Here is an 18,935-nt window from a genome sequence, read left to right on the forward strand (position 1 = left end):
TGGTCGGCGTACTACTCGTAAGCTCTCAGCCACTGAATCACAGCGCGCTGCCCACTCGGTACACAGGGTCAACAAAAAAGGGCACCTGTGACTCAAGTCACAGCAAAACGTGAACAATTGAGTGGAGGTTCTGCATTTTCGCCATCCGCCGGCTGAACACAACGCAGGGCTCTGTGTGGGGGCTGTGACCGGATGTGTTCGCACGGGAACCGAAGCCTCTCGGCGCTCTCCGCCCGAGGTCCTAGGACCCGCTCCGGACTCTGGTCGGATGCGGCTTGCACCCGGCCGAAGCTAGCGTCCAAGTGTGCTGAACACCTCTCCTGCCCCGACCGTATCCACCCCCGCCGGGCATGCTGAGGGGGTGACCGATGACGAGTTCCGTGCCGCCCTGTCCCGGCTGGCCGCAGGAGTGGTCCTGGTGACCGCCCACGAGCCTCCGCTGGACCCCGAGGGGCCGCGCGGCGAGGACGTCGGCATGACGGCGACCTCGTTCATGTCCGTGTCCCTGGACCCGCCCCTCGTCATGGTCAGTCTCCGCGAGGGCTCCCGGATGGACGACCTGCTCGCCGAGCAGCCGCTGTGGGCCGTCTCCGTACTCGCCGAGAACCAGCGCCAGATCGCGGGCCGCTTCGCCATGAAGGGCCGCGTCAGCGACCGCCTCCTCTTCGCGGACATCCCACACGTCCGCGGCGAGGCCTCCGGGGCACTCCTCGTGGACGGTGCCCTCGCGACCCTGGAGTGCCGCACCGAACAGCGCGTCACGGCCGGCGACCACACCCTCGTGATCGGCCGCGTCCTGACGGCGTCGGTCCGGGGCGCGGACGGGGGGCCGCTGGCGTACTTCCGGGGGCGGTACCGGCAGTTGGACTGAGGCCGGAAGCCGGCGGCGTGGGGGCACCGGAAAGCCGGTGTGAGGAGGGAATTCGCTCGCCCCTCGGTGATCCGCCGCCCTAGGGTGCGCGCATGACGACGACGTCCGCACTCCGCCTCGAAGAGATCACCCCCGGGAATTTCGAGGCCGCGACCGGCATACGGGTCCGCCCGGAACAGGAATTCGCGGTCTCCCCGGTGCTGAAGTCCCTGGCCGAGGCGTACGTCCACCCCGCCGGCGTCGCCTGGCCACGTCTGATCGTCGACGGTGACCGGCCCGTCGGATTCCTCATGGCCTTCTTCGACATCGACTGGGGGGCGGACGGCACCCTCTTCCGCTCCGGCCTGTGGCGGCTGAACATCGCGGCCGGGGAACAGGGCCGGGGCTACGGCCGGTTCGCCGTCCGCTCCGTGGCCGACGAGATCCGCCGCCGGGGCGGCACCGAGTTGTACGTCACCTGGCATCCCGGGCCGAACGGCCCCGAGAACTTCTACCTGCGGCTCGGCTTCCGCCCCAACGGGGAGACGGTCGAGGGCGAGACGGTCGGGTTGCAGGAGCTGTCGTAGGTCGCCGATTCCCCGAGGCGCCGATCGGGGTCCCGACGGGCGGCGTCACCCCCAGTCGCGCCCGGTCCTCCCCCGCTTGGTGTCGGAGCGCTGCTTCTTCTCGCGGAGGCGGCGCTCGTTGATGCCGCGGGGTATGCGGGTCGGCCTGCGTGGCTTCGGCGGGGGCGCCGTGGCCTCGGCGAGGAGCGCGGCCAGCCGGACGGCCGCCGCCTCCCGGTTGCGCCACTGCGAGCGGTGCTCGGAGGCGCGGACGGTCACCACGCCGTCCACGAGCCGCCCTGCCAGCTTGGCGAGGGCCCGCTGCTTCCACACCTCGGGCAGGGCTTCGGTCCTCGCGAGGTCGAACCGCAACTCCACCTGCGAGTCACTGGTGTTCACATGCTGGCCACCGGGCCCGCTCGACCGCGAGAAACGCCACATGAGCTCGGCCTCGGGGAGCGAGACGGAGCCGCGGATGAGATAGGGACCGGACATGTGGTCCATGGTCCCGCGCGTGTCGGCCCACGTCACGCGCTTTTCGGGGATGTTCGGGGATGTATGGCCGTACGTCCGACTGGGCTACGGCTGCCCGGACCGCAGGTAAAGAAAGTAAAGAGGGGCGGAACCTTCGGCACCCCTCACCGCGTTCATAGGGGTAGCTGTAGCTTCGTGCCGGTACGAAGCCCGTACGCAACAAGGGAAGGGACTCCCAACAATGGCTGTAAGCCTGTCCAAGGGTGGCAACGTCTCGCTCACCAAGGAGGCTCCGGGCCTGACCGCCGTCACCGTGGGCCTCGGCTGGGACGTCCGCAGCACCACGGGCACCGACTTCGACCTCGACGCCTCGGCGATCGCGGTCAACCAGCAGGGCAAGGTCTACTCGGACGGCCACTTCGTCTTCTTCAACAACAAGCAGACCCCGGACCAGTCCATCGTCCACACGGGCGACAACCGCACGGGTGAAGGCGCGGGCGACGACGAGGCGATCAACGTCAACCTGGCGGCCCTCCCGGCCGACGTCGACAAGATCGTCTTCCCGGTCTCCATCTACGACGCCGAGACCCGCTCGCAGAACTTCGGCCAGGTGCGCAACGCCTACATCCGCATCGTCAACCAGGCCGGCGGCGCCGAGATCGCCCGCTACGACCTGTCGGAGGACGCGGCCACGGAGACGGCGATGGTCTTCGGCGAGCTGTACCGCAACGGCGCGGAGTGGAAGTTCCGCGCGGTCGGCCAGGGCTACGCCTCGGGCCTGGTGGGCATCGCCCAGGACTTCGGTGTGAACGTCTGACGAACACCTGCCGTCTGCACGCCAGTTGACGGTTGACGGGTCCCGGCCGGTACACCTCAGGCCGGGACCCGCAGCGTTCTCAGCCCTCTCCGCGCGAGGTGGGATTGTCGAGGGTGCACGCGCACGCATCTCGCTGCCGCTCGGACTTGATGTGGCGTATCAGGGCCAACAGCCCCCTGGGGGCCATGGCGAGCACCTTGCCCGGGCTGTCGCCCTCACGGAGGAGCAGGCGGGGCTGCGCGAGGGCGACCTCGACGCAGTTCCCGCCCTCCACACCTGAGAAGGACGACTTCTGCCACTGCACGGGCACTCGAAACCTCTCAGAGTTCGCGCGCGATGTGATGGATGAGCCGTCGGGATTCCGACTCGTTCAAGGTCATCCGCTCAGCGATGTCGAGCAGTTGCCTGTACCGGTTCAGTTTGGCTTCGTCTCCCAGGAAGAAGCTCCCCATGGGACTGTCCAACTGTACGGTGTCGAGTTGCGGCACGACGCCCCCGGCGTACAGCGGAGCATCTGTCGCCTCGATGAACTCCTCACAGGTGAAGGGCAGAACCCGCACCGTCACCGTTGGCCGCTCCGAGGCTTCCAGTACATAGTCCAGTTGCTCCTTGGCGATCTTGCGGCCACCGAAGCGCATACGCAGTGCCGCCTCATGGATGATGGCGCGGAAACGCGGCGGAGCGTCCCGTTCGAAGATGCTTCGCCGCCTCAGCCGGAACACGACCCGCGCATCCACGTCCTCAGCGGGAAGCACCGGTCTGTAACTGCGGTGGATTGCACGGATGTACTCCTCGGTCTGGAGGATGCCCGGCACGTTCACCACGTTGAGGCTCCGCAAGTACGTTGCGTGGTGCTCCAGTTCCGCGAGGTGCAGGAAGCCAGGAGCAAGCACCCCCTGGTAATCCTCCCACCACCCCTTCACCCGCTCATCGGCCATCGCGCACAACGCGTCGACGAGCCGCGCGTCTGAGGCCGAGTACAGCGTCGCCAGCCGTCGCACGCGCTCCGCGCTGACGCCCCAACGGCCCGCTTCGATATGGCTGATCTGCGCCTGGTTGCCGCCGAGGAACGCTCCCGCTTCGCGGGCCGCCATCCCCGCCGCCTCGCGCAGCTTGCGCAGCTCAGCGCCGAGCCGGGCCTGGCGCACGGTGGGATTGCTCCTGGGGGGCATCCATTCCTCTTCTGGTCGGGCGCTCCAAGTCTGCCGCGCACACGGACAGCCGGTCCACTCACACGGGTGAGCTTTGCGGCACATCCATGTGCCGTCACATAGATGTGCCCTAGGGTCGTACTCATCAGCGCGCGGCTCCGCCAGTGAACCCGCAGTGCAGTCACCCCCAGTGCCCAGCCACGGTGGCGTGCCGCGCAGCAACGTCAACGAACTCCGGGAGCCGAAGGACATGACCAACTCACCGATCACCCCGCAGACCTACCACCTCACCACCCCCAACTCGCCTCTCAGCCCGAGAATCTGCCGCGAAACCGTCGCAATGCTCCTCAGCACGAACGGCCACGACCCGCGCGTCGCCGACACCGCCCGCACGCTCGTGTCGGAGGTGGTGACCAATGCCGTACGGCACACCAAAACGCCAACCGTCCGACTGGAGACCGCGGTTACGGCCGACGGCGTCCGCGTGGCTGTCTACGACGACAGCCCGGCAGGGTTGCTGGTGCCGCCCGAGGTCGCGCGCGAGACCTACGGCACCTACGACGACGAAGGCGGGCGCGGGCTGCTTCTCGTCCGCGCCTTGGCACAGGGGTGGGGAGTCGGAGGGGCGTACGCACCCGGCCGCGTCGGCAAACATGTCTGGTTCGAGCTCCGCGATCACTGAACCGCCGGTGGCTAGCCTGCCGCCCATGCGCCTCGATCCCCTCCTCCTCACCGCCGACCACGACATCCCGGACCCGCTCCTGACCGAGCTCACCGCCCTGTACGCCTCCAACCGCGACTTCCACGCCCTCAGCGGCGAATTCCCGGACCCGGACGACATCCGTCCGGAGCAGGTGGCGGGGGCCCTGGCCGAGGAATTGGCGAACCCGGACACGGAGGTGCTGCTGGCGCGCGGCGCGGGGCGGCTGGTCGGCGTGGCGATCGCCCTCGCCCGGCACCCCGACCCGGCCGACCCGGACCCCTGGCTCGGACTCCTCCTCATCGACGCGGGCGAGCAGCGCAAGGGGTACGGGCGGGAGGTGGCCGGACTCGTCGAGGAGCGCTTCCGGGTACGGGGGCGCGCCGCCCTACGCCTCGCCGTACTCGACGACAACCCCCGCGCCCTCACCTTCTGGCAGGCCCTCGGCTACGAGGTCATCGGGCATCGGAAGGACCGGCAACGAGGGCGTCCCTGCACCGTGTTGCGCAAACAGTTGTGAGAGCGGGCCGGCCCCCCGGCCCCGCGCCACCGGGTACGTGCTGCGTGGAGTGCGACACTTTCCGGAAAACTGTCGCACTCCACGCGCAGGTGCCCTGTCACCTGTGGATTCGCCCGCAGCGTGCGCTCCGTACTCCAGGAGCCCTGGGAAGCCGCGGCACCCCTCAAGGCTTGCCCGGCTTCCCGTCCCCGTACAGCCACTCCTTCCAGATCCCGCTGAAGTCCTTGTCGGGGACCTGTTGCTCGACGTACGCCGTGAACTCGCCGGTGTCCGCGTTGCCGTGGCGGTGCTTGGTGGCCCAGCCGCGGAGGAGGGTGCGGAACGTTTTGTCGCCGGTCTTCTGGCGGATCTTGTGGAGGACCATGGCGCCGCGCTCGTAGACCGGGCTGTCGGAGATGTGTGCCGCGCCGGAGGGCTTGGCGGGCGGGAAGGCCCAGATGGCCTCGTCGTCGGTGCGGTCCTGGTAGTAGTCGCCGTCGTACAGCGCGTCGAAGATCTGCTGGGCCGTCTCCCCGCCGTGCTCCTCCTGCCACAGCCACTCGGCGTAGGTGGCGAAGCCCTCGTTGAGCCACATGTCCCGCCAGGTCCTGGGGGTCACGGAGTCGCCGTACCACTGGTGGGCCAGTTCGTGGACAAGGAGCTCGGTCTCGGGGGCGCCGGGGAAGAAGGGGCGGTTCTGGGTCTCCAGCGCGTACTGGGCGTCGTCCGGGCGGTCGACGATCGCTCCGGTGGAGGAGAAGGGGTACGGCCCGAAGGTGCGCTGCGCCCACGTCATGACCTCCGGGATGCGGGCGAGGACCTTGCGGCTCGCCTTGGTCTGGGAGGGGTCGACGGCGACGTACACGGGCAGGTCGTCGGGCGTCGTGGAGCGCCGGATGTCGTATCTGCCGATCGCGACCGTGGCCAGATAGCTCGCCATCGGTTCGGCGGTGTGCCAGGTGAACGTCGTGGCGCCGTCCTTCGTGGTCGGCGCGCCCTTCAACTCCCCGTTGGAGACGGCCTGCAGGCCCTTGGGGACGGTGACCGCGAGGTCGTACGACGCCTTGTCGGAGGGGTGGTGGTTGCCGGGGAACCAGGCCATCGAGCCCGTCGGTTCGCCCAGCGCGACCGCGCCGTCGCCCGTGCGCAGCCAGCCCTCCTCGGCGCCGTCCGCATCGGTGATCGTCTCCGGGGAGCCCTCGTAGCGCACGGTCGTCCGGAACGTCTCGCCCTTGTCGAGGTCTCCCTTCGGACGCACGGTCAGTTCCTGCCCCGCCCGGTTCCAGCGGGCCTTCTCGCCCTCGACGGTGACGCCCTTGACGCTCAGCCCTTTCAGGTCGAGGTCGAACGCGCTGAGGTCCTGCTTCGCCCGTGCCGTGATGACGGCCCTGCCCCGCAGGTGGTTGTCGTCGGGGTCGTAGTCGAGGGTCAGGCCGTAGTGCGTGACGTCGTACCCGCCGTTGCCCATCTTCGGGAAGTACGGGTCCCGCAGGCCGGAGGAACCGGGGGTGCCCTTCGCTCCGTCGCCGCCTCCGGTGCACCCGGACAGGGTGAGCGCGAGGGCGAGCAGGGCGGCGGGAACAACCGGCGCGGATCGGGACATGGCGCCGATCCTATGGGGACATGACACCATCGCTTCGTGCTCGACATCGGCTACGCCCTCTCCACCCGCTTCCCCGACCCGCCGCAGACCGACTACCGGCGCGCGGATGTGTACGCGCTGCGGCACGACCTGTTCTGCGGGGACGTTTATCTGGCGGACACGAAGGAGGACCGGGAGCTGTCCACAGCCTGGGGATGGGTGCCGGTGCTCGACTTCGCGTGGGCGCTGTGCGACATCGTCGAGCGGATCGACAAGGACCCGCACGGCAGCCGGGCCGCGCGGCCCCAGCGGGCCGAGCTCGACTTCACCGAGTCCACGGACCGGATGCGTTTCGAGCGCCGCTTCGGGTGGGTGGACATCGAGGCGGACTGGCTGCCGGCCGCCGAGCCGCCCCTCACGTTCTCCCACGCCGAGCTGCGCCGTGAGGCCAGGGATTTCCTGCACGATCTGATCGCCGACCTCACGGATCTCCATGAAGGGCTTCGGGAGAACTCGGTGATCTGGACGTTGGAGGCCCGTTTCCCCAGGGTTCGCTGATTTCCCCAGGTCCACTGAGTGAGGGGCTGTGAACGTCCCCGCCCTCAAGCGTCGGACGGGCTGGTGGGTACCACCCTGATCCCCATCTCCGCCGCCAGCACCGGCGCCAGATCCAGCAACTGCCCCGGACTGATCACCGCCCCCGCCAACCGGTCCACCCCCCGCGCGATCTCCAGCTGGGCCGCGGCCCTCAGATCCACATCCGTGAGGACCGCCGCGTTGAAGTCCACCCCCTTCAGCGCGCAGTCCACGAACTCGACCCGCTCCAGCCGGGCGCCCCCGAAGTCCGGCTCCACGAGGACGCAGTCCTCGAAGACCACGTCCTTGAGGCGGGCCTTGCGCAGGTTGAGGTAGTCGATCTTGCCGCCGCGGATGACGACCCGCTCCAGGACGGAGCCGTGCAACTGCACGCCGCCGAGCCGTGCGTCGACCAGCTCCACGTCCCGCAGGGTGGACTCGGCGAGGTCGGTGCCCACACCGCGTATGCCGGTGAGGACGGAGTCCAGGACGCGGGCGTGGTGCAGCCGCGTCTCGTCCAGGGCGCAGCCCCTCAGCGCGCAGTCCATGAAGCGGGCTCCCGCGCCGTCCTGGGCGACGAAGTCCTCCTCCGTGAACTCCAGCCCGTCGTAGTCCCCGTCCGGCTCGAGCCCCGCGCCGCCGTACGGCTCCAGCGGCGGCAACCGCACCTCCGGCCGCCGTGCACCTCTCACCCCGGTCCCGCCGGAACCGGCCCCGCCTGTCCCGCGGGTCCTGCCCGTCCCTCCGGTCCTACCGGTCCCGCCCGTCGCTTTCCTCGCCATGCCCCCATCCTGCACCCCTCCACTGACAATCCGTCTGACCTGCGGTTTCTCCGGAATCGCCGCCGTGATGTCACATTCCGGCGCCCTCAACGTGTCGTAGGGGTGACCCGAGAAACCGGAACCGGAGCAGTAGGGAGACCCCAGTCATGCACCGCATCACCGTCGTCGGTGGCGGCTTCGCCGGACTCACCGCCGCCATCACCGCCGCCGAGGCGGGCGCCAAGGTCACCGTGTACGAGGCCCATCACACGCTCGGCGGCCGGGCGCGGACCGCCGAGGGCCCGTACCGGACGAACGAGGGTCCGCACGCGCTCTACAACGGCGGTCCGCACTGGACCTGGCTCAGGCAGCGCGACCTCGTCGGCCCCCTCGCCCCGATCCCGCCCCTGGAGGGCGCCCGGCTCAGGCTGCACCACAAGGGTGTGCTGCGTCGTACGCCGCCGTTCGCGATGCTCAAGCTCCTGCGGCGGCGTACGGCCCACTCGGCGCCCGTCGACGTGGACTTCATGAGCTGGGCCACCGAGCAGGCGGGCGAGGAGGCCGCACGGGCCGCGGCCCACTACTCCGCCGTCGCGATCTTCCACCACGATCCCGGCTCGTTGTCCGCCGCCTTCGTGCAGGAGCGGCTCCGCCGGGCCACGAAGCTGCCCCCGGAGGCGCAGTACCCGCGCGGCGGCTGGGCGAGCGTCGTGGACCGGATGGCCGCGAGGGCCTGGAATCTGGGGGTCCGAGTGGAGACCCTCGCACGGGTCGAGACGGTTCCCGAGGGCCGGGGGCCGGTCGTCGTCGCCACCTCCCTCGACGCCGCCCGGCGTCTCCTCGGGGACGACTCGCTGACCTGGCCCAGCGGTCGTACCGCGCTCGTCGACGTTGCCGTCCGCGGCCGTCGCGGTGACGCCTTCGCCGTGTCCGATCTGGACGCACCGGGCTGGCTGGAGCGTTTCACCGCCCAGGACCGCACCCTCGCCCCGGCGGGAGAGCAGTTGATCCAGGGTCAGATCCCGATCGGGCCGCGCGAGTCCCGCCCCGCCGGCGTCGCCCGCGCCGAGCATCTGCTGGACCTCGGCTTCGAGGGCTGGCGCGAGCGGGTCACCTGGCGGCGCGAGGCCACCGCGAACGGCCGTACGGGCGCGGTCGACCTGCCCGGCACCACCTGGCGCGACCGGCCCGCCGTCGACCGCGGCGACGGCGTCTACCTCGCGGGCGACCAGGTGGCGGCGCCCGGTGTGCTGTCGGAGGTGTCGTTCAACAGCGCGCTGGCCGCCGTGTCCCTGGCCCTCGGCCGGCGGTCCTCCGGACTGCAGGGGGTTGACCTCAAGCATGCTTGAGGTTCCAGAGTGTTCCGCATGAACACCGAAACCTCAGACATCAAAGCCATCGAACAGGTCGTGGCCACCGTCGAGCGCACACAGCGCGCCAAAGACGTCGAGGGCTTCCTCGCGCTGTTCCATCACGATGCTCTCTGGACCACCGGCCACGGCAAGGTCCTCCTCGGCCTCGACGCGATCGCCGAGTTCACGCGCGCCGTGCTGCCCGCCGCGAGCTGGGACGGTGAGGTCACGTACGAGGCAGTACACACGCAGTTCCTGAGGCCCGACGTGGCTGCCGTCAAGGTTCGGCAGGTCTACCACTCCGCAGAGGGCGACGCAGAAGGCGCTCCGCTCTACGTCATGACCAAGCACGATGACGGGCGGTGGCTGCTGCACGCAGGACAGAACACGGCAGTGCACGTCGAACAGGGCCAGGGCCCTTCTGATGGATCTCCGTGACGTCGCGCATGGCGCCCCGTCACCCGGTCCGCCAGCCGTGCGAGGCGTGACGATCCGGTGCCGGGCATGGTCCGTTCGCGGCGGTCGGGCGGTTGCCTCAGCCGTGTGAGCCGAGCGCGCGCAGGGCATCGTCCGTCAGCCGGTACACGGTCCACTCGTCCTGTGGCCGCGCCCCGAGCGCACGGTAGAAGGTGATGGACGGCTCGTTCCAGTCCAGCACGGACCACTCCAGCCGCTCGTAGCCGCGCTCCACGCAGATCCGCGCGAGCTCGGTGAGCAGCGCCTTGCCGTGCCCGCCGCCCCGGGCCCCCGGCCGTACGTACAGGTCCTCCAGATGGATCCCGTGGACACCCCGCCAGGTCGAGAAGTTCAGGAACCACAGCGCGAAGCCCACCGGCTCTCCTGTGGCGTCGTCCTCCGCGATGTGCGCGAACGCGGCGGTCCGCTCCCCGAACAACGCCTCCGCGAGCTGCGCCTCGCTCGCCCGCGCCTCGTCCAGCGCCTTCTCGTACGCGGCGAGTTCACGGACCATGGCATGGATGACGGGGATGTCGGCGGGGGTCGCGGTGCGAATCATGGCCGCAGTGTCACACACGGGTGCCGTGGGGCTGAGGGGCCGGGCACGGCGCACGGTGGCCCCCGCCCGTGTGTGGGCGGGGGCCACCGGGGTGCTGTCCGCGATCGGCGGGTGAGTCAACGGGGACTCAGCGGGTGACCGCCCTCGTCGGCCTGCTCACCGCCGATCCGTCGTGGTGGCCGGTGCGGTGGGCCGTCACCTTGACAGTGATCTTCTTGCCGAGCTGGGCACCCTTCAGGACCAGCGAGGACGTCGTGGCGGCCCGGATCGCCGTACCGCCCGCGTACCACTGGTAGGAGTACGAGGTCGGGGCGGGGCTCCACGTGCCCTTGCTCGCCTTCAGTGTCCTGCCGACCTTCGCCGTCCCGCTGATCGCGGGCACCTCGGTCGCCCTGGGCGCGGCGCCGTTGGCCACGGTCACCGGGGGCGACGTCGCCGTGCCGCCGTCCCAGCCCTCCTTGGCGGCGGCGACGGTCACGGTCAGCTTCTTGCCGAGCAGCGACGCCGGGATCCGGTACGTCGCGGCTGTCGCGTCCGTGATCACAAGTCCGTCGGCGTTCCACTGGTAGGTGTACGACGACGGGGTCGCCGACCAACTGCCGGGCGCCGCCGTGACCTTGTCCCCGACGGCGGTGGTGCCCGTCACCTCGGGCGCTGTGGTGTTCTTCAGCTGCGCCGGGGTCACGGTGAACGTACCGCGCTGGTACTCCCAGCCGCCGGCGATCACGCTGACGCTCCAGGTGCCCGCGGGTACGCCGGCCAGGTCGAGGGTCGCCTTCAGCGTCCGGTGGTCCTCGGACACCGACTCCGTCTTCGCGGTGAGGGTCGTGCCGCTCCGGGCCAGCCGGACCTGGGCGTCGGCGGGCAGCGCGGTGCCGGTGACGGTGAGCGTGACCTTGCTGCCGCTGACGCCCGTTGTGGGGCTGACCGAGGTGACGCCGACGTCGTCGGTGCCGCACGGCACGGACGCGCAGACGAGCCTGGCGCTGTAGGCGGTGGTGGACGCCTTCTCCGGCAGGCCGAGCACGAACACGGTCGGGGTGCTCGCGGACGACGAGCCGAGTACGGCGCAGTCGTACTCCTCCGGGAGGTAGCGCGTGCAGCCGTTGGCCCACGACGACGTGTTGTAGAGCGCGGGCACCGCCGTGGTGGTGGCGCCGGTGGTGTCCTTGATCTCGGTGTCGAAGCGGTCGAAGCCGGCCGTGGGCAGGGCCGCGCAGACCGCGGTGTGCGACTCGTTCAGGGTGCCCGTGATCGGCCCGTACCCGTAGGCGACCGAGGGCACCTCGGCGCACTCGGCGGCCGGTCCGTCGGCGGTCGCGATGCGCAGGGCGTCCAGGTGGTACTCGGGGGCCGGCTTGAGCGTGGCCGGGACCTGCACGAGAACCTGGTGGGTGGTGAATCCGGTGACCGCGCAGGAGCGGTTGCGGAAGGAACACTCCGTGTCGCCGTCACCGTCCAGGACGGCGATGTTGGCGGTGCCCTGGGGGTCGCGGACGTCGACGTGCAGGACGTCGGTGGCGGCGTCGGTGGTGATCTGGTGGCAGCGGAGAGTGCCCGCCGCGCCGTACGTGCCCGGGACGGACGGGCCGCCGACGTTGGCCGCGGCGGTCCTGGTGCAGCCCGCCGAGGCGGCGGACGCGGTGACGTCCCTGCGGGTCAGCGTGTACGCGGCGGCCTGGTCCCGGCCGGTGACGAGCACGGTGTGCGCCTTGCCAGGGGTGAGGTCGCACAGCACCCAGACGTTGGTGCCGGCGGAGCGGTCGCAGACCAGCTTGCCGGTGGAGTCGACCACGGAGAACTTCGCCGCGACGGCGCCGGAGGTGGCGGTCAGCTGGAGGATCTCCTTCTCCGTGTGGGCGTCGGCCGGGATGTTCAGGCAGTGCGAGAAGACACCGTCACCGGTGGTCAGCGTGGCCTTCGCCCCGTCGTCGGCGAAGCTGCCTGCGGGCAGGACGGGGCAGTCGTTCGCCGCGTCCGTACGGTGGAACGCGATGCTGTACGGCCCGGTGGGGTCGTCGTTGTCGTCGGCGTGGACGAGGGTGCGGTAGGGGGCCGTCCCGGTGAGGGCGCAGTTCCCCTGGGCGAGGGTCTCCTCGCCGCACTGCGTGGTGCCGTCCTTGTCGAGGACCTCCACGTCGGCGTCGACGCCAGGGGTGCCGAGGGGGATCAGCCCGGCGATCGTGGCGTCCTTGGGGACGGACAGCCGCAGACAGTCGTACTGTCCCGCCGTGCGCAGCTCACCTCGGTACAGACCCGTCCCGATCGGCACGCACCCCGCGTCGGAGGCACGGTCGAGGACGACCAGGTCGTCGCGCGAGTCACGGAAGGCGTAGTCGTCGTCGACGACCGCGGTGTACGTGCCCGTCTCGGGCAGCCGGCAGAGGCCGGAGCCCCGGCAGACGGTCAGACCGGCGGAGTCGTAGACGCGGACCGGGCTCGTGGTGTCGCTCTCGGACACAGCGTGGGCGACGTACTCCCCCGCTCCGGTGACGGGGAACGTGAAGCAGGGGTTGGTGGCGAAGTCCTGCTTCTCCAGCGGCCCGTACGGCCGCACGGAGGAGGTGCGGCAGCCCTGCGGGGCGTTCAGGCGGCGGACCTTGACCGTGTACTCGGCGGGGAAGCCGTTCTCCACGGACGAGACCCGCGACAGCACCCGGTAAGGGCCGTCACCGGGCAGCACACAGCTGTCCTCGCCGTCCTCGGGGAAGCGCGGGCAGATCCGCGTGCCGGTCTCGTCGGTGATCCAGGCGATCATGTCGCCGTACACCTTGGTGCCCTGGGTGAGATGGACGCGCTCGCCCGGCCTGCCCTCGAACGGCAGGCAGTCCACCTCGGTGCGGCTCACGGAGGTCCGGCTCACCGTCGGCTGGTCCCAGCTTGTGCCCGTGGGCTCGGCGCAGCCGCGCGTGGAGCCGAGCGGAACGACGGTCACGGCCGTGCTCGCGTCCTCCCAGCCGTTGTTGACGACCTGGACGGTGTACGTGCCGGCCGCGGGCACGTCGCACCAGCCGCCGCCGGCGAAGTCCTGGTCGTGGCAGTCGACCTGGGTGCCGTCCTCGGCGAGCATCTGCGTGTACGCCTCGTTGCTGCTGTCGTCCAGCGACACGAGATGGCGGCCGGGCTCGGTGGCCGTGACGGTGAAGCAGGCGCTGCCGTCGGGCGGAACGGTGGCCTTGCCGACGGCGTCGCCGGGGTCACCGAACGGCGCGAGGGCGAGCGGCGCGCAGTCGTCCGCATCGGCGGCGGGTGCGGCGGACGGTGCCGCGGCGCGTGCGATCCCCGCCGTCGCCGGCAGCGACGTGAGCAGTGCGGCGAGCAGGGTGAACGCCAGGAGCGGCACCGTGGGCCGCGTGCGTCTCGCACCTGGACAGGGATGAAACATGAAGTCCCCCCGGATCAATGGTCGGTGAGCGATGGTCGCACACAGGTATGACACGCCACAGGTGCTTTTGGATGTGCGGGGAAGGGCCGTTGAAGGCGTATGCACGCGTACGTCACGGTGAGGCTGTCGCCCCGGCCGCGAAGGAGGCCGGCGGACCTCAGTGGCGTCCCGTCACCCGGTCCGCCAGTCGGGCCAGGCGGGACGACTCGGCGCCCGGCATGGTCCGTTCACGGTGGTCGGCGGCGCGGTACGCGGCGTACAGGCCGTGGACGCCCAGCCAGCGGAAGGGTTCCGGCTCCCACTTGCGGACCCGGTGCCCGACCCACGGCAGCGACGTCAGATCCGTCGCCCCCGCCTGACCGGAGTCCTGCTGGACCAGGTCGCGCAGGGTGCGTGCGGCCAGGTTCGCGGTCGCCACGCCCGAGCCGACGTAACCGCCCGCCCAGCCGAGGCCGGTGGAGCGGTCGAGGGTCACCGTGGCGCACCAGTCGCGCGGTACACCGAGCACGCCCGACCATGCGTGGTCCACCCGCACGCCGGTGAGTGACGGGAAGAAGCGGACCAGGATCTCGTACAGCTCCGCGATCGTCTCCGCCTGCGTCCGGCCGTCGTTGTCGGTGCGCGAGCCGAAACGGTACGGCACCCCGCGACCGCCGAGGGCGATGCGGTCGTCGGCGGTGCGCTGGGCGTACATGTAGGCGTGCGCCATGTCGCCGAGCGTCTCGCGGCCCGCCCAGCCGACGCTCTCCCACTGCGCCTCGGTGAGCGGCTCGGTCACGATCATCGAGGAGTTCATGGGCAGCCAGGTGCGCCGCTCGCCCTTCAGCGCGGCCGTGAAGCCCTCGGTGCAGCGCAGTACGTAGGGGGCGCGGACCGTGCCGTACGGGGTGACCGCGTGCTTGGGGCGGATCTCGGTGACCGGGGTCGACTCGTGGACGGTCACCCCGAGGGCCTCCACCGCGGCCACCAGCCCCTTGACCAGTCGCACCGGCTGCAGCCGTGCGCCGTGCGGCGTCCAGGACGCGCCGACGGCGTCCGCGACGCGTATCCGCTCCGCCGCCTCCCGGGCGCCGTACAGCTCGCGGTCCGTCTCGCCGTACGACAGCTCCGTCTCGTGGAAGGCCTTCAGCCGGGCCAACTGGGCGGGCGTGCACGCCACTTCGAGGACGCCGCCCTTGTGGATGCCGGCGTCGATGTCCTCTTCCGCCGCGACCCTGACGACCTCGTCGACCGTGTCGTTCATCGCGCGCTGGAGCCGTACGGCGGCCTCATGTCCGTGCAGCTTCGCGTACCGGTCGCGACCCGCGATGCCGTTGTAGAGCCAGCCACCGTTGCGGCCGGAGGCACCGTAGCCGCAGAACTTCCGTTCCAGCACGGTGATACGGAGGAAAGGGGCCGCCTTCTTGAGGTAGTACGCCGTCCACAGCCCGGTGAAGCCGCCGCCGACGATCACGACGTCGGCGGTCGCGTCCCCGGGCAGGGGCGCGCGGCGCTCGGGGAGTCCGTCGTCCGCGTACCAGAAGGAGACGCCACCGTTGACGACACCACCGGGGCCGCCGGGGACACCCGTGCCTGATCTGCTGCTCATGAGCTGGGACGTTAACCCGTACGGGTGGCGGGTGTCTCCTACGGATTTCGTGGTTCTGCGTGGGCGGGAGGGCATTCGGACGGGTCACGGGGGCGGTGAGCCGGAGCTGCCGGGGCCGACCGTGTGCTGCTCAGCCGGGCTGCACGACGGTGGTGATCCTCCCGGTCCCGAGGTCGTAGACGTAGCCGCCGATCTTGATGCCGCCGATGCCCGGCACGAGCTCGGGTGCCGAGCGCAGCTTGGCGGTGTCCTTCTGGACCGTCCTGGACGGCTCCAGCACGGCCATCTCCAAGGAGGTCTGTTCGTCCCAGCCGCCGCGGGCGGCGTAGCCCGCGCGCAGATCGTCGTCGGCGAACAGCGCCGAGCCGCAGTCGGTGTGGTGGATGACGGCGATCTCGAACCAGTCCGCGTCGGGGGCCTTGTTCTCGTGCAGGTGCACGATCCAGGCGAGGTCCTTGATGACCGCCGGCGTCACCCGGCCGCCGACGTTACGTGCCACGATCGCTTCCCCGAGCCGGGCGCCCAGCACAGCCGCCGGCTCCACGCGCGGATCGATGCAGGTGATCAGGTACAGCTGGTTGAAGGGGATGAACGGGAGCTGAGGGACGTCGGCCTGGGCACCGGAGGCGGCGAAGGCCTGGTTGCGCTCCAGGTACGGGGTGAAGTTCGACATGGCGGTTCCTTCAGGAGGCGTGGCAGCCTGGGGCTGTGAGACCGGCACCGCGTGTGCGGCGTCGGTGTCCGCGATGCGCGAGCCGGCCCCGTTCGGCCATGAACCGCGGGCGGGCGGCAGCAAGCCGTCCTGGGTGCCACCATCGCCCACGAGGGGATCACGCGCCAGGCGGGCCCGCCCGGCGAGGACGAGCCGAGCGTCGCCGGCCTGAAGGTCCACCGCGAGCGAACGCGGTTCAGGACAGTAGGGTCGGCTGGATGATCGAGGTCCCTGAGAAGCTGGCAGCGTCCCAGAGCGAGTTCAACGGGGAGGCGGGGCGCGCGTTCATCGCCGGTCTGCCCCGGCTGGCGGCCGACTTCCTCGACCGCTGGGAGCTGCGGATCGACGGCCCGTCGATGTACGGCATGGCAGCCCTGGTTCTGCCGGTGGTCCGCCGGGACGGCACCCCGGCCGTCCTCAAGCTCCAGCTGCTGGACGAGGAGAGCGTGGGCGAGCCGCTCGCGCTGCGGGTGTGGGACGGCGACGGGGCCGTACGGCTCCTCGGCCACGACGACGCCACCGGCACGATGCTCCTCGAACGGCTCGACCAGACCCGGATGCTCTCCCACGTGCCGGACACCCGCGAGGCGGTCCTGGTCATCGCCCGGCTGCTGGCCCACCTGACCTCCTTCCCGGCGCCCGAGGGCATGCGCCGGCTCGCCGACATCGCGGCGGCCATGGTCGACGAGACGCCGAAGGCCCTGGAACGGGTCGCGGACCCCGCCGCCCGCCGCCTCCTCGCCGACTGCGCCGCCGCCCTACGGGAGGTCCTCGACGAGCCCGGCGACCGGCTCCTGCACTGGGACCTCCACGACGAGAACGTGCTCGCCTCCGAGCGCGCCCCCTGGCTCGCCATCGATCCCAAGCCCCTCGCCGGCGATCCGGGCTTCGACCTCTGGCCCGCCCTCGACAACCGCTTCGACCCCGACGAGCTCGCCTGGCGCTTCGACGCGATGACCGACGTCCTCTCCCTGGACCGCGCACGCGCCCGCGCCTGGACCCTGGGCCGCGTCCTGCAGAACTGCCTGTGGGACATCGAGGACGGCCGGGGCCTGGACCCCCAGCAGCTGGAGATCGGCCGGAGGCTGCGCGACACCTGAGCGGGCGAGCGGGCCTCAGTGCCCGGTGGGGCGTACGGACAGTCGGTGGTGGAAGACGTTCCGCGGGTCCCAGCGGTCCTTCGCCCGCTGGAGGGCCGGGTAGTGGTCGCCGTGGTAGAGCACGTGCCAGGGCGTGCCGGAGGTGTTGTGGCGCGGGTCGGCGAGATCGGCGTCGGCGTAGTTGATGAAGGCGCCGGTGCGGGCGGGGACACCGCCGGTGTCCGCGTACACGTCCCGGTAGAGCTCGCGGAGGAAGCCGCGGTGGCGCTCGTCGTCGTCGGCCCCCTCCCAGCCGTTGAGGAACATGAGCTTGAGCACGGAGTCGCGGTGGGCGACCGCTGTCGCGTCCGTGGGCACGGCGTTGACCTGGCCGCCGTAGGTGTTGAGGCTGACGATTCCGGCGGGGTGGTCGTAGTCGGTCCGGGTGAGGTGGTGGTGCACCGCGTGGATCTGGGACTCCGTCAGCCCCCGTTTCGCGTAGGCCGACTTCACCGCCAGCCGGTAGACCGGGCCCGGGTCGTCCGGGCTGCCGATGACGGACGCCGCGGTCAGCCACGACAGTGTGTGCGTCTGGACGAAGGGCTGCGCCTTGACGCCCCGGCCGAGCGCGGTGAGCAGGTCGTCGAGGAGGCGGCGGGCGGCCCGACCGGTGTCCGCGACCTGCCCGATGAGGAGGTGGTTGCCGGCGATCTCCCGGAACAGGACCAATTCGCTGTACAGACGGGTGCCGTGCGCCCCGGCGGCCGAGTTGTGCTCGACCCAGGTGCCGTAGTTGCCGACGAAGCGGGTGAACTCGTCGCGGCCGAGGCCCTTCCAGGGCCACTCGACGCGGAAGGACAGTACGGAGGCGGGCGGCTCGGGCAGGTCACGGAACCAGAAGCGGGTGACGATGCCGAAGCTGCCGGCCCCACCGCCGGTGTGGGCCCACCACAGGTCCCGGTTCGGATCGTCCTCCTCCCGTGTGGCCACCACCGCACGGGCGCGGCCCGCCCGGTCCACGACGACCACCTCGACGGCGTACAGCTTGTCCACGGACAACCCGTGCAGCCGGCACAGCGTGCCGTACCCGCCGCCCGGGACATGGCCGCCCAGGCCCACCTCGGGGCACCAGCCGGCGGGCAGCGTCACGCCCCAGCCGACGAACAGCGCCCGGTACGCCGCGCCGAGGCTGCTGCCCGCCTCGACCATGAACGCCTCGCGAGCGTCGTCGTAGCGGACGGCCGTCATCCGGGACAGGTCCACGACGACACGGACGCCTTCGTTTTCGACGAAGTCCTCGAAGCCGTGTCCGCCGCTGCGCGCCACGACGTGCTCGCGCCGGCGTACGGCCTCCTGGACGGCGTGCACCACCTGGCCGGTCGTGGTGGGGAGGTGGATGCGCCGGGGGCGGCCGGTGAACCGCCGGTTGTAGCCGCGGGCGGCGAGGGCGGGGTAACGGGGGTCGCTCGGGTCGAGGACGATGTCGGGCCCGGCGCCCGTCTCGGCGACGGCCTCGGACTGCTCGGACTGCTCGGACGGTAAGGGCTGGGCGGCGGCCTGGGCGGGCAGAGCGCCTGCCGAGGTCCCGGCCGCGGCGGCGGCGCCGACGGCTGCGGCGCGCAGGACGGTACGTCGTCGGGTGTGTTCGGGCATGGTCTCGCTTCCCTCCTGCGGTGCGCGGCCGTGCGGTGTGCCGCGGATGCCGACAGTTCTGACAGCACTGCACTGACAGCACCGACGCTAGGAAGCTCCGGGCGTGCCGGGAATCCGGCTGGCCGGTGGCACGAGGGTGCACTCAGCCCCCTTGTATGTCCTCTCGCATTCCCTC

General features: G+C 71.0%; 19 protein-coding genes. 9 read left to right on the forward strand and 10 right to left on the reverse strand.

Annotated features, from left to right (window positions below; all coding sequences use genetic code 11):
- Positions 1 to 304: 304 nt before the first annotated feature.
- Both FPZ41_RS14695 and FPZ41_RS14700 read left to right on the forward strand, forming a co-directional pair.
- Positions 305 to 871 carry a flavin reductase family protein gene (locus FPZ41_RS14695; RefSeq protein WP_322620234.1) on the forward strand — a complete coding sequence of 189 codons (567 nt, stop codon included), beginning with the start codon at positions 305 to 307 and terminating at the stop codon, positions 869 to 871.
- 92 nt (positions 872 to 963) lie between these two features.
- Positions 964 to 1,437 (forward strand): GNAT family N-acetyltransferase, encoded by a 474-nt coding sequence (locus FPZ41_RS14700; RefSeq protein ID WP_152862755.1) that lies wholly within the window; start codon positions 964 to 966, stop codon positions 1,435 to 1,437.
- Positions 1,438 to 1,482: 45 nt separating this feature from the next.
- On the opposite strand, the gene arfB is transcribed toward FPZ41_RS14700, so the two are convergent.
- Entirely contained in the window at positions 1,483 to 1,920 is a 438-nt protein-coding gene (arfB, locus tag FPZ41_RS14705; protein ID WP_152862757.1) for an alternative ribosome rescue aminoacyl-tRNA hydrolase ArfB, read from the reverse strand.
- A 211-nt stretch (positions 1,921 to 2,131) separates the two neighbouring features.
- Between arfB and FPZ41_RS14710 the strand changes: the two genes are divergently transcribed.
- Complete coding sequence (locus FPZ41_RS14710; RefSeq protein ID WP_152862759.1) at positions 2,132 to 2,707, forward strand: TerD family protein; 576 nt, start codon at positions 2,132 to 2,134, stop codon at positions 2,705 to 2,707.
- Positions 2,708 to 2,786: 79 nt separating this feature from the next.
- On the opposite strand, the gene FPZ41_RS14715 is transcribed toward FPZ41_RS14710, so the two are convergent.
- Both FPZ41_RS14715 and FPZ41_RS14720 read right to left on the reverse strand, forming a co-directional pair.
- Entirely contained in the window at positions 2,787 to 3,011 is a 225-nt protein-coding gene (locus tag FPZ41_RS14715) for a DUF397 domain-containing protein (RefSeq protein ID WP_322620235.1), read from the reverse strand.
- A gap of 16 nt (positions 3,012 to 3,027) precedes the next feature.
- Positions 3,028 to 3,879 (reverse strand): helix-turn-helix domain-containing protein, encoded by an 852-nt coding sequence (locus FPZ41_RS14720; RefSeq protein WP_152862761.1) that lies wholly within the window; start codon positions 3,877 to 3,879, stop codon positions 3,028 to 3,030.
- 187 nt (positions 3,880 to 4,066) lie between these two features.
- On the opposite strand from FPZ41_RS14720, the gene FPZ41_RS14725 reads away from it, so the two are divergent.
- Together FPZ41_RS14725 and FPZ41_RS14730 are read left to right on the forward strand one after the other, a co-directional pair.
- Complete coding sequence (locus FPZ41_RS14725; RefSeq protein WP_322620236.1) at positions 4,067 to 4,540, forward strand: ATP-binding protein; 474 nt, start codon at positions 4,067 to 4,069, stop codon at positions 4,538 to 4,540.
- A gap of 25 nt (positions 4,541 to 4,565) precedes the next feature.
- The gene (locus FPZ41_RS14730; protein ID WP_152862763.1) at positions 4,566 to 5,078 is read left to right on the forward strand and encodes a GNAT family N-acetyltransferase; all 513 of its coding nucleotides are present in this window, start codon (positions 4,566 to 4,568) and stop codon (positions 5,076 to 5,078) included.
- Between the two features lie 163 nt (positions 5,079 to 5,241).
- Here FPZ41_RS14730 and FPZ41_RS14735 read toward each other — a convergent pair whose 3' ends face one another.
- Positions 5,242 to 6,660 carry a M1 family metallopeptidase gene (locus FPZ41_RS14735; RefSeq protein ID WP_152862765.1) on the reverse strand — a complete coding sequence of 473 codons (1,419 nt, stop codon included), beginning with the start codon at positions 6,658 to 6,660 and terminating at the stop codon, positions 5,242 to 5,244.
- 36 nt (positions 6,661 to 6,696) lie between these two features.
- Between FPZ41_RS14735 and FPZ41_RS14740 the strand changes: the two genes are divergently transcribed.
- Positions 6,697 to 7,197: a hypothetical protein gene (locus tag FPZ41_RS14740; RefSeq protein ID WP_322620237.1), complete on the forward strand. Its 501-nt coding sequence runs from the start codon at positions 6,697 to 6,699 to the stop codon at positions 7,195 to 7,197.
- Positions 7,198 to 7,241: 44 nt separating this feature from the next.
- On the opposite strand, the gene FPZ41_RS14745 is transcribed toward FPZ41_RS14740, so the two are convergent.
- Positions 7,242 to 7,907 carry a pentapeptide repeat-containing protein gene (locus FPZ41_RS14745; protein ID WP_407698785.1) on the reverse strand — a complete coding sequence of 222 codons (666 nt, stop codon included), beginning with the start codon at positions 7,905 to 7,907 and terminating at the stop codon, positions 7,242 to 7,244.
- A gap of 236 nt (positions 7,908 to 8,143) precedes the next feature.
- Here FPZ41_RS14745 and FPZ41_RS14750 point away from each other — a divergent pair, with 236 nt between their 5' ends.
- Positions 8,144 to 9,325, forward strand: coding sequence for an FAD-dependent oxidoreductase (locus FPZ41_RS14750; protein ID WP_152862769.1), 1,182 nt, complete (start codon positions 8,144 to 8,146; stop codon positions 9,323 to 9,325).
- 18 nt (positions 9,326 to 9,343) lie between these two features.
- On the forward strand, positions 9,344 to 9,766 hold the full coding sequence (locus FPZ41_RS14755) for an SgcJ/EcaC family oxidoreductase (RefSeq protein ID WP_152862771.1): 423 nt from the start codon (positions 9,344 to 9,346) through the stop codon (positions 9,764 to 9,766).
- A 97-nt stretch (positions 9,767 to 9,863) separates the two neighbouring features.
- On the opposite strand, the gene FPZ41_RS14760 is transcribed toward FPZ41_RS14755, so the two are convergent.
- The 4 genes from FPZ41_RS14760 to FPZ41_RS14775 form a co-directional block, all read right to left on the reverse strand.
- Positions 9,864 to 10,343 carry a GNAT family N-acetyltransferase gene (locus FPZ41_RS14760; protein ID WP_152862773.1) on the reverse strand — a complete coding sequence of 160 codons (480 nt, stop codon included), beginning with the start codon at positions 10,341 to 10,343 and terminating at the stop codon, positions 9,864 to 9,866.
- 127 nt (positions 10,344 to 10,470) lie between these two features.
- Positions 10,471 to 13,686, reverse strand: a complete 3,216-nt coding sequence (locus tag FPZ41_RS14765) for an IPT/TIG domain-containing protein (RefSeq protein WP_322620238.1) — start codon at positions 13,684 to 13,686, stop codon at positions 10,471 to 10,473.
- A gap of 199 nt (positions 13,687 to 13,885) precedes the next feature.
- The gene (locus tag FPZ41_RS14770; RefSeq protein WP_152862777.1) at positions 13,886 to 15,316 is read right to left on the reverse strand and encodes an NAD(P)/FAD-dependent oxidoreductase; all 1,431 of its coding nucleotides are present in this window, start codon (positions 15,314 to 15,316) and stop codon (positions 13,886 to 13,888) included.
- Between the two features lie 130 nt (positions 15,317 to 15,446).
- On the reverse strand, positions 15,447 to 15,989 hold the full coding sequence (locus FPZ41_RS14775) for a carbonic anhydrase (RefSeq protein ID WP_152862779.1): 543 nt from the start codon (positions 15,987 to 15,989) through the stop codon (positions 15,447 to 15,449).
- A gap of 257 nt (positions 15,990 to 16,246) precedes the next feature.
- Here FPZ41_RS14775 and FPZ41_RS14780 point away from each other — a divergent pair, with 257 nt between their 5' ends.
- Positions 16,247 to 17,128 (forward strand): aminoglycoside phosphotransferase family protein, encoded by an 882-nt coding sequence (locus FPZ41_RS14780; protein ID WP_152862781.1) that lies wholly within the window; start codon positions 16,247 to 16,249, stop codon positions 17,126 to 17,128.
- A gap of 15 nt (positions 17,129 to 17,143) precedes the next feature.
- On the opposite strand, the gene FPZ41_RS14785 is transcribed toward FPZ41_RS14780, so the two are convergent.
- Complete coding sequence (locus FPZ41_RS14785) at positions 17,144 to 18,760, reverse strand: FAD-binding oxidoreductase (RefSeq protein WP_152862783.1); 1,617 nt, start codon at positions 18,758 to 18,760, stop codon at positions 17,144 to 17,146.
- Positions 18,761 to 18,935: the final 175 nt, after the last annotated feature.

This window comes from Streptomyces acidicola (assembly GCF_009377235.1).
GTDB classification, from domain to species: domain Bacteria; phylum Actinomycetota; class Actinomycetes; order Streptomycetales; family Streptomycetaceae; genus Streptomyces; species Streptomyces acidicola.

What these genes read in the sequence shown, in the direction of transcription:
- FPZ41_RS14720 (WP_152862761.1), bottom strand. Translation starts at nt 3,879, where the DNA reads ATGCCCCCCAGGAGCAATCCCACCGTGCGCCAGGCCCGGCTCGGCGCT.
- FPZ41_RS14760 (WP_152862773.1), bottom strand. Translation starts at nt 10,343, where the DNA reads ATGATTCGCACCGCGACCCCCGCCGACATCCCCGTCATCCATGCCATG.
- FPZ41_RS14770 (WP_152862777.1), bottom strand. Translation starts at nt 15,316, where the DNA reads ATGAGCAGCAGATCAGGCACGGGTGTCCCCGGCGGCCCCGGTGGTGTC.
- FPZ41_RS14750 (WP_152862769.1), top strand. Translation starts at nt 8,144, where the DNA reads ATGCACCGCATCACCGTCGTCGGTGGCGGCTTCGCCGGACTCACCGCC.
- FPZ41_RS14735 (WP_152862765.1), bottom strand. Translation starts at nt 6,660, where the DNA reads ATGTCCCGATCCGCGCCGGTTGTTCCCGCCGCCCTGCTCGCCCTCGCG.
- FPZ41_RS14730 (WP_152862763.1), top strand. Translation starts at nt 4,566, where the DNA reads ATGCGCCTCGATCCCCTCCTCCTCACCGCCGACCACGACATCCCGGAC.
- arfB (WP_152862757.1), bottom strand. Translation starts at nt 1,920, where the DNA reads ATGGACCACATGTCCGGTCCCTATCTCATCCGCGGCTCCGTCTCGCTC.
- FPZ41_RS14780 (WP_152862781.1), top strand. Translation starts at nt 16,247, where the DNA reads ATGATCGAGGTCCCTGAGAAGCTGGCAGCGTCCCAGAGCGAGTTCAAC.
- FPZ41_RS14785 (WP_152862783.1), bottom strand. Translation starts at nt 18,760, where the DNA reads ATGCCCGAACACACCCGACGACGTACCGTCCTGCGCGCCGCAGCCGTC.
- FPZ41_RS14755 (WP_152862771.1), top strand. Translation starts at nt 9,344, where the DNA reads ATGAACACCGAAACCTCAGACATCAAAGCCATCGAACAGGTCGTGGCC.
- FPZ41_RS14775 (WP_152862779.1), bottom strand. Translation starts at nt 15,989, where the DNA reads ATGTCGAACTTCACCCCGTACCTGGAGCGCAACCAGGCCTTCGCCGCC.
- FPZ41_RS14700 (WP_152862755.1), top strand. Translation starts at nt 964, where the DNA reads ATGACGACGACGTCCGCACTCCGCCTCGAAGAGATCACCCCCGGGAAT.
- FPZ41_RS14710 (WP_152862759.1), top strand. Translation starts at nt 2,132, where the DNA reads ATGGCTGTAAGCCTGTCCAAGGGTGGCAACGTCTCGCTCACCAAGGAG.